The sequence below is a fragment of the Streptomyces sp. YIM 98790 genome, assembly GCF_011421595.1.
GTDB lineage: Bacteria > Actinomycetota > Actinomycetes > Streptomycetales > Streptomycetaceae > Streptomyces.
This window is the reverse complement of the sequence record NZ_WTLH01000077.1, coordinates 21,437-27,515: the sequence shown is the minus strand read 5'-3', so window position 1 is coordinate 27,515 and position 6,079 is coordinate 21,437. Positions and strand designations below refer to the sequence as shown.

The 6,079-nt window shown below is 73.1% G+C and carries 2 protein-coding genes; both read left to right on the top strand.

Annotated elements, in window-relative coordinates; genetic code table 11:
• On the top strand, positions 1–4,844 hold a 4,844-nt coding region (locus tag GQS09_RS14865; protein WP_165986545.1), incomplete at its 5' end, for a non-ribosomal peptide synthetase.
• A 4-nt stretch (positions 4,845–4,848) separates the two neighbouring features.
• Positions 4,849–6,069: a cytochrome P450 gene (locus tag GQS09_RS14860; RefSeq protein ID WP_165986544.1), complete on the top strand. Its 1,221-nt coding sequence runs from the start codon at positions 4,849–4,851 to the stop codon at positions 6,067–6,069.
• The last annotated feature ends 10 nt before the right edge of the window (positions 6,070–6,079 follow it).

Genomic DNA, 6,079 nt, shown 5'->3' with positions numbered 1-6,079 from the left:
AGGCGGTGCTGACCGCGCTGCCCGCGGCCTTCCGCGGCGGTGCCGACGACGGCCTGCTGGCGGCGCTGGCCCTGGCGGTGGCGCGGTGGCGCCGCGAGCGCGGCGTGGCGGAGACCTCCGCGCTGGTGCGGCTGGAGGGCCATGGCCGGGAGGAGGAGGTGGTGCCCGGGGCGGATCTGTCCCGCACCGTGGGCTGGTTCACCAGCGTCTACCCGGTGCGTCTGGATCTGGCGGGCATCGACCTGGACGAGGCGTTCACCGGCGGTCCGGCCGCCGGGGCCGCGGTCAAGGCCGTCAAGGAACAGCTCCGCCGGGTCCCCGACAAGGGCATCGGCTACGGCCTGCTGCGCCACCTCAACCCGCAGACCGCNTACCCGGTGCGTCTGGATCTGGCGGGCATCGACCTGGACGAGGCGTTCACCGGCGGTCCGGCCGCCGGGGCCGCGGTCAAGGCCGTCAAGGAACAGCTCCGCCGGGTCCCCGACAAGGGCATCGGCTACGGCCTGCTGCGCCACCTCAACCCGCAGACCGCCGCCGAACTCGACTGGCACCCGGAACCGCAGATCAGCTTCAACTACCTCGGGCAGGTCTCCGCCCAGGACATGCCTGCCGAGCTGCGCGGCCTGGGCTGGACCCTGGCCCGGGACGCGGTCACCCTGACCGCCGACCTGGACGCCGACATGCCGGCCCTGTCCACCGTCGAGATCAGCGCCTACGCCACCGAAACGCCCGAGGGGCCGCGGCTGACCGCCCGGCTCGCCTTCCCCACCGGTGTGCTCTCCCGCGAGGAGGTGACCGGCCTGGCCGGGCTGTGGCAGTCCGCCCTCCAGGCCCTGGCCCGGCACACCGCCCGGCCCGGCGCCGGCGGCCTGACCCCCTCCGACCTCCCCCTGGTGCGCACCACCCAGCAGGAGATCGAGACCTGGGAACGCCGCTACCCCGGCCTGTCGGACGTGTGGTCGCTCACCCCGCTCCAGTTCGGCCTGCTCTTCGAGTCGATGCGGCTGGAGGAAGGCGCCTTCGACCCGCACCTGGTGCAGGTCGCCTTCCACGTGCAGGGAGCGGTGGACTCCGGGCGGATGCGGGCGGCGGCACAGGCGCTGCTGGAGCGCCACGACAACCTGCGCGCCGCGTTCGTCAGCAACTCCGACGGTGATCTGGTCCAGCTCATCGTCGACGGGATCGGCCTGCCCTGGCGCGAGGTCGACCTGCGGGAACTGGACGAGGAGGCCCGGGCCGCCGCCTACGAACAATTCCTCGCCGAGGACCACTACACGCCGTTCGACCCGGCCACCCCGCCGCTGCTGCGGATGTCCCTGGTCCGCATGGGCCCGGACCGCTCCGAGCTGGTGCTGACCGTCCACCACGTGCTGTTCGACGGCTGGTCCTTCCCGCTGCTGGTGCGGGAACTGGTGGAGCTGTACGCGGCGGACGGCGATGTCACCGTGCTGCCCAGGGCGCCGGAGTACCGCGCCTTCCTGCGCTGGCTGGCGGAGCGCGACGACGAGGCGGCCGGCCGCGCCTGGGCGAGGGAACTGGCCGGGGTGGGCGAGCCCACCCTGCTCCCCGAGGAGACCGTCACCGACCGGGCCGACGCCGACGACCAGCGGGTCGGCACGGTCGACATGCCGCTGCCGCTGGAGGAGGCGCGCGCCCTGAAGCGGCGCGCCGCCGAACTGGGCGTGTCCATGAGCACCCTGGTGCAGGGCGTCTGGGCGCTGATGCTCGGGCAGCTCACCGGCCGCGAGGACGTGGTGTTCGGCACCACCGTCTCCGGCCGCCCGCCCGAGGTGCCCGGCGTGGACTCCATGGTCGGCCTGTTCGTCAACTCGCTCCCGGTGCGGGTGGAGTACAGCGCCGGCGACTCGCTGGCCCAGGTGCTGCGCCGGCTCCAGCAGCGGCAGGCCGCGCTGCTGGACCACCACCACTACGGCCTGCACCGCATCCAGCAGAGCACCGGTCTGCAGAACCTGTTCAACACCATCGTGCTGTTCCAGTCCTTCCCGGTGGACCGGGAAGGGGTGGGCAGCGCGGCCGGCGCCGCCGGCATCACCGTCACCGGGCTGCGCCCGTCCACCGGGGCGCCCTACCTGGTGGGGCTGGCCGCCGACGCCGAACCCCACCTGCGCATGATCCTCCAGTACCGGCGGACCGCGATCTCCCGGGAGTCGGTGGAGGTGATCAAGCGCCGCATGCTCCGGGTGATGCGGCAGCTGGTGGCCGACCCGCAGGTGCCGGTCGGTGCGCTGGACGTGCTGGAGCCGGACGAGCGGCAGCTCCTGCTGCGCGGCTTCAACGACACCGCCGCCCGCACCCCGGCCCGGACCGTCCCCGAGCTGTTCGAGCGGCAGGTGGCGGCGGCCCCGGACGCGCCCGCGGTGCTCTTCGAGGACCAGACAGTCAGCTACCGGGAACTGGACGCCCGTGCCAACCGGCTGGCCCGGGTGCTGGCCGCGCGCGGCATCGGCCCGGAGACCGTGGTGGGCGTGGCGCTGCGCCGCTCCCCCGAGTGGTGCGTGGCGGTGCTCGCGGTGATGAAGGCCGGCGGCGCCTATCTGCCGCTGGACCCGGCCTACCCGGCCGAGCGGCTGACCTACATGGTGGAGGACTCGGCAACCCGCCTGATCCTGGTGGACTCGGCCACCGCCGAGCTGCTGCCCGGGCTGCCGGCCGATGTGCTGAGCCTGGACGACCCGGAGTTCGCGGCGGAGACGGCCGCGGCGGACGGTGCCCCGCTGACCGACGCCGACCGGGCCGCCCCGCTGACCGTGGCCAACGCGGCCTACGTCATCTACACCTCGGGCTCCACCGGGCGGCCCAAGGGCGTCACCGTCACCCACACCGGCTTCGCCAACGTGGTGTCGGTGATCGTGGAGCGGCTGAAGGTGGCCTCCGGAAGCCGGGTGCTCCAGTTCGCCTCGCCCAGCTTCGACGTCTCGGTCGGCGAGATGTGCATGTCGCTGCTCGCCGGGGCGGTGCTGGTGATGGCCGGCAAGGACCGGCTGGCGCCGGGCAGCCCGCTGGCCGAGACGGTGGCCACGCACCGGGTGACCCACGCCATCCTGCCGCCCGCGGTGCTGGGCTCGCTGCCGGCCGGGTCGCTGCCCACCATCGAGTCGCTGATGGTGGCGGGCGAGGCCACCTCGCCGGAGCTGGTGGCCGCCTGGTCGGCCGGGCGGCGGATGTTCAACGGCTACGGTCCGACCGAGACCACCGTGGGCGTCACGGTCAGCGAGCTGACCGCGGACGGCCGGGTGCCGATCGGCCGCCCGATCGCCAATACCCGGATCTACCTGCTGGACGCGGCGCTGCGGCCGGTGCTGCCGGGCGTGCCCGGGGAGCTGTACATCGCCGGGGCCGGTCTGACCCGGGGCTACCTGGGGCGGCCGGGCCTGACCGCGGAACGCTTCGTGGCCTGCCCGTTCGGGAAGCCGGGCGAGCGGATGTACCGCACCGGCGACCTGGCGGCCTGGACCCCCGGCGGCGAGCTGGAGTTCCACGGCCGGGTGGACAACCAGGTCAAGATCCGCGGTTTCCGGGTGGAGCTGGGCGAGATCGAGTCGGCGCTGCTGTCCTTCCCCGGGGTCGACCAGGCGGTGGTGATCGCCCGGGAGAGCGCCGCCGGGGAGAAGCAGCTCGTCGCGTACTACGTACCGGCGGCACCCGGCGCACCCGGCGCACCCGGCGCGCCGGACGCGGCGTCCGGCGACGGCGGGGACCGGCCGTCCGGCGAGGATCTGCGCGGCCATCTCGCGGCCCGGATGCCGGACCACATGGTGCCGGCCGCGTATGTGGCCCTGGAACGGCTTCCGCTGACCCCCAACGGCAAGCTGGACCGGGACGCGCTGCCGGACCCGGAGTTCACCGGGGCCGCCTACCGGGCACCGCGCACCCGGCTGGAACGCACCCTGGCCGGGCTGTTCGCCGAGGTGCTGGAGGTGGAACGGGTCGGCATCGACGACGACTTCTTCGACCTGGGCGGGCACTCGCTGCGCGTCACCCGGCTGATCAGCCGCATCCAGGCCGAACTGGGCGTCAAGATCCCGATCCGGGTGATGTTCGGGGCCACCACGGTGGCGCAGCTCGCCGAGCAGGTGGCGGAGCGGTCCGGCGGCGAGGCGCCGTCCTTCGCCGACCCGTTCGCCACCGTGCTGCCGCTGCGCGCCGAGGGCGAGGGGACTCCCGTGTGGTTCATCCACTCCGGGGTCGGCCTGTGCTGGTCCTACGTGGGCTTCGCCGCCCAGCTCGGCGACCGGCCGGTGTACGGCGTCCAGGCCCGCGGCTTCGACGGCTCGGCCCGCCCGGAGTCCACCCGGGCGATGCTCGACGAGTACCTGGAGCAGATCCTCCGGGTCCAGCCGGAGGGGCCGTTCCACCTGGTCGGGCACTCCACCGGCGGCACCTACGCGCACGCCATCGCCGCCGAGCTGCGCGCCCGCGGCTTCGAGGTGCCCACCCTGGCGCTGCTGGACTGCCCGCCGAGCACCTGGTTCCGCACCATCGAGGAACCCGTGAACATGCCCGAGGTCCGGGAGTTCTTCAACGACTTCTTCCTCGCCTCGGTGGACGAGGGGGAGCGGGAGTCCCTGGTGGAGAACGCCAGCCAGATGTTCCGGGACCACGCGGAGAAGCTGCTGGAGTTCGACTCGCCGGTGTTCGACGGGGACGCGCTGTTCTTCAACGCCACCCAGAACCCGGACGAGTCCTACCGCGCCGACTGGGAGCCGCACATCCGCGGCGAGATCCACGAGTACGACATCGACTCCACGCACATGGGCGTGAACAAGCCCGAGCCGGCGGCCGAGATCTGCCGCGTCATCCTGCGCCACCTGGAAGGGATCTGAAGCCATGCCACTCACCGCCGCCGACCGGGCGGGCGCCCTCGCCGACCGCTGGGGCATCAATCCGGCGTTCTTCTGGATGCGGGGGAAGGACCCCGAGCACCCGGTGCAGATCGACGACTACGGCATCTGCAACGTCTACGGCTACCAGGAGGTGCTCCAGGTCCTGGCCGACCACAAGTCGTTCTCCAACGATGTCGCCGCCCTGATGGCGGGCGAGGCGGAGATCGACAAGGAGTTCACCGAGGGCGCCCTGCTGCAGACCGACCCGCCGGAGCACACCAAGCTCCGCAAGATCATCAGCAAGGCGTTCACCCCCCGCATGGTGGCCGCCCTGGAGCCCCGGATCGCCGAGGTCACCCACGAACTGCTGGACGCGGTGGACGGGCAGGACGGCTGGGAGATGGTCGACACCCTGACCTACCCGATGCCGGTCATCGTCATCTCCGAGCTGCTGGGCGTGCCGCACAGCGACCGCGACCTGTTCAAGAAGTGGGTCGACCGGATGGCCAGCAGCGCGGTGGCCCTCACCTCGGGCAACCGCAACCCGGAGGAGGACCTGGACCCGCAGGCCGCCATGCGGGCCATCCCCGAGCTGCTGGACTACCTGCGCGGGCACGCCGCCGAGCGCCGGGTCAGGCCCCGCGAGGATCTGCTGACCAAGCTGGTCGAGGCGGAGATCGAGGGCGAGCGGCTCAGCGACGCCGCGGTGGTGAACTTCGCCAACGAGCTGCTGGTGGTGGGGCACGCCACCACCAGCGCCCTGCTCGGCAACGCCCTGCTGTGCCTGGACTCCCACCCCGGGGAAATGGCCCGGGCGCGCGCCGACCGTGCGCTGATCCCGGCCGTGGTGGAGGAGTCGCTGCGCTACATGAGCCCCATCGCCGTCGCCTACAAGGCGTGCGTCGCGCGGACCGAGATCGCCGGGGTGCGCGTCCACCCCGGGCAGATGGTGGCGGTCTGCCTGGCCGCCGCCAACCGGGACGGCCGCCAGTTCGAGCGCCCGCACGAGTTCCTCCCGGACCGGGCGGCCAATCCGCATCTGGGCTTCGGCCGCGGCATCCACTTCTGCCTGGGCGCCCCGCTGGCCCGGCTGGAGGGCAAGGTCGCGGTGGAGATCCTGCTGGAGCGGTTCCCGGTGCTGCGGCTGGACCCGGACGCCTCCCCGGAGTTCATCCCGCTGCCGCACGTCATCGCCACCTCCAGGCTGCCGCTGCGCACCCGGTGACGGGCCGCCC

What these genes read in the sequence shown, in the direction of transcription:
- GQS09_RS14860 (WP_165986544.1), top strand. Translation starts at nt 4,849, where the DNA reads ATGCCACTCACCGCCGCCGACCGGGCGGGCGCCCTCGCCGACCGCTGG.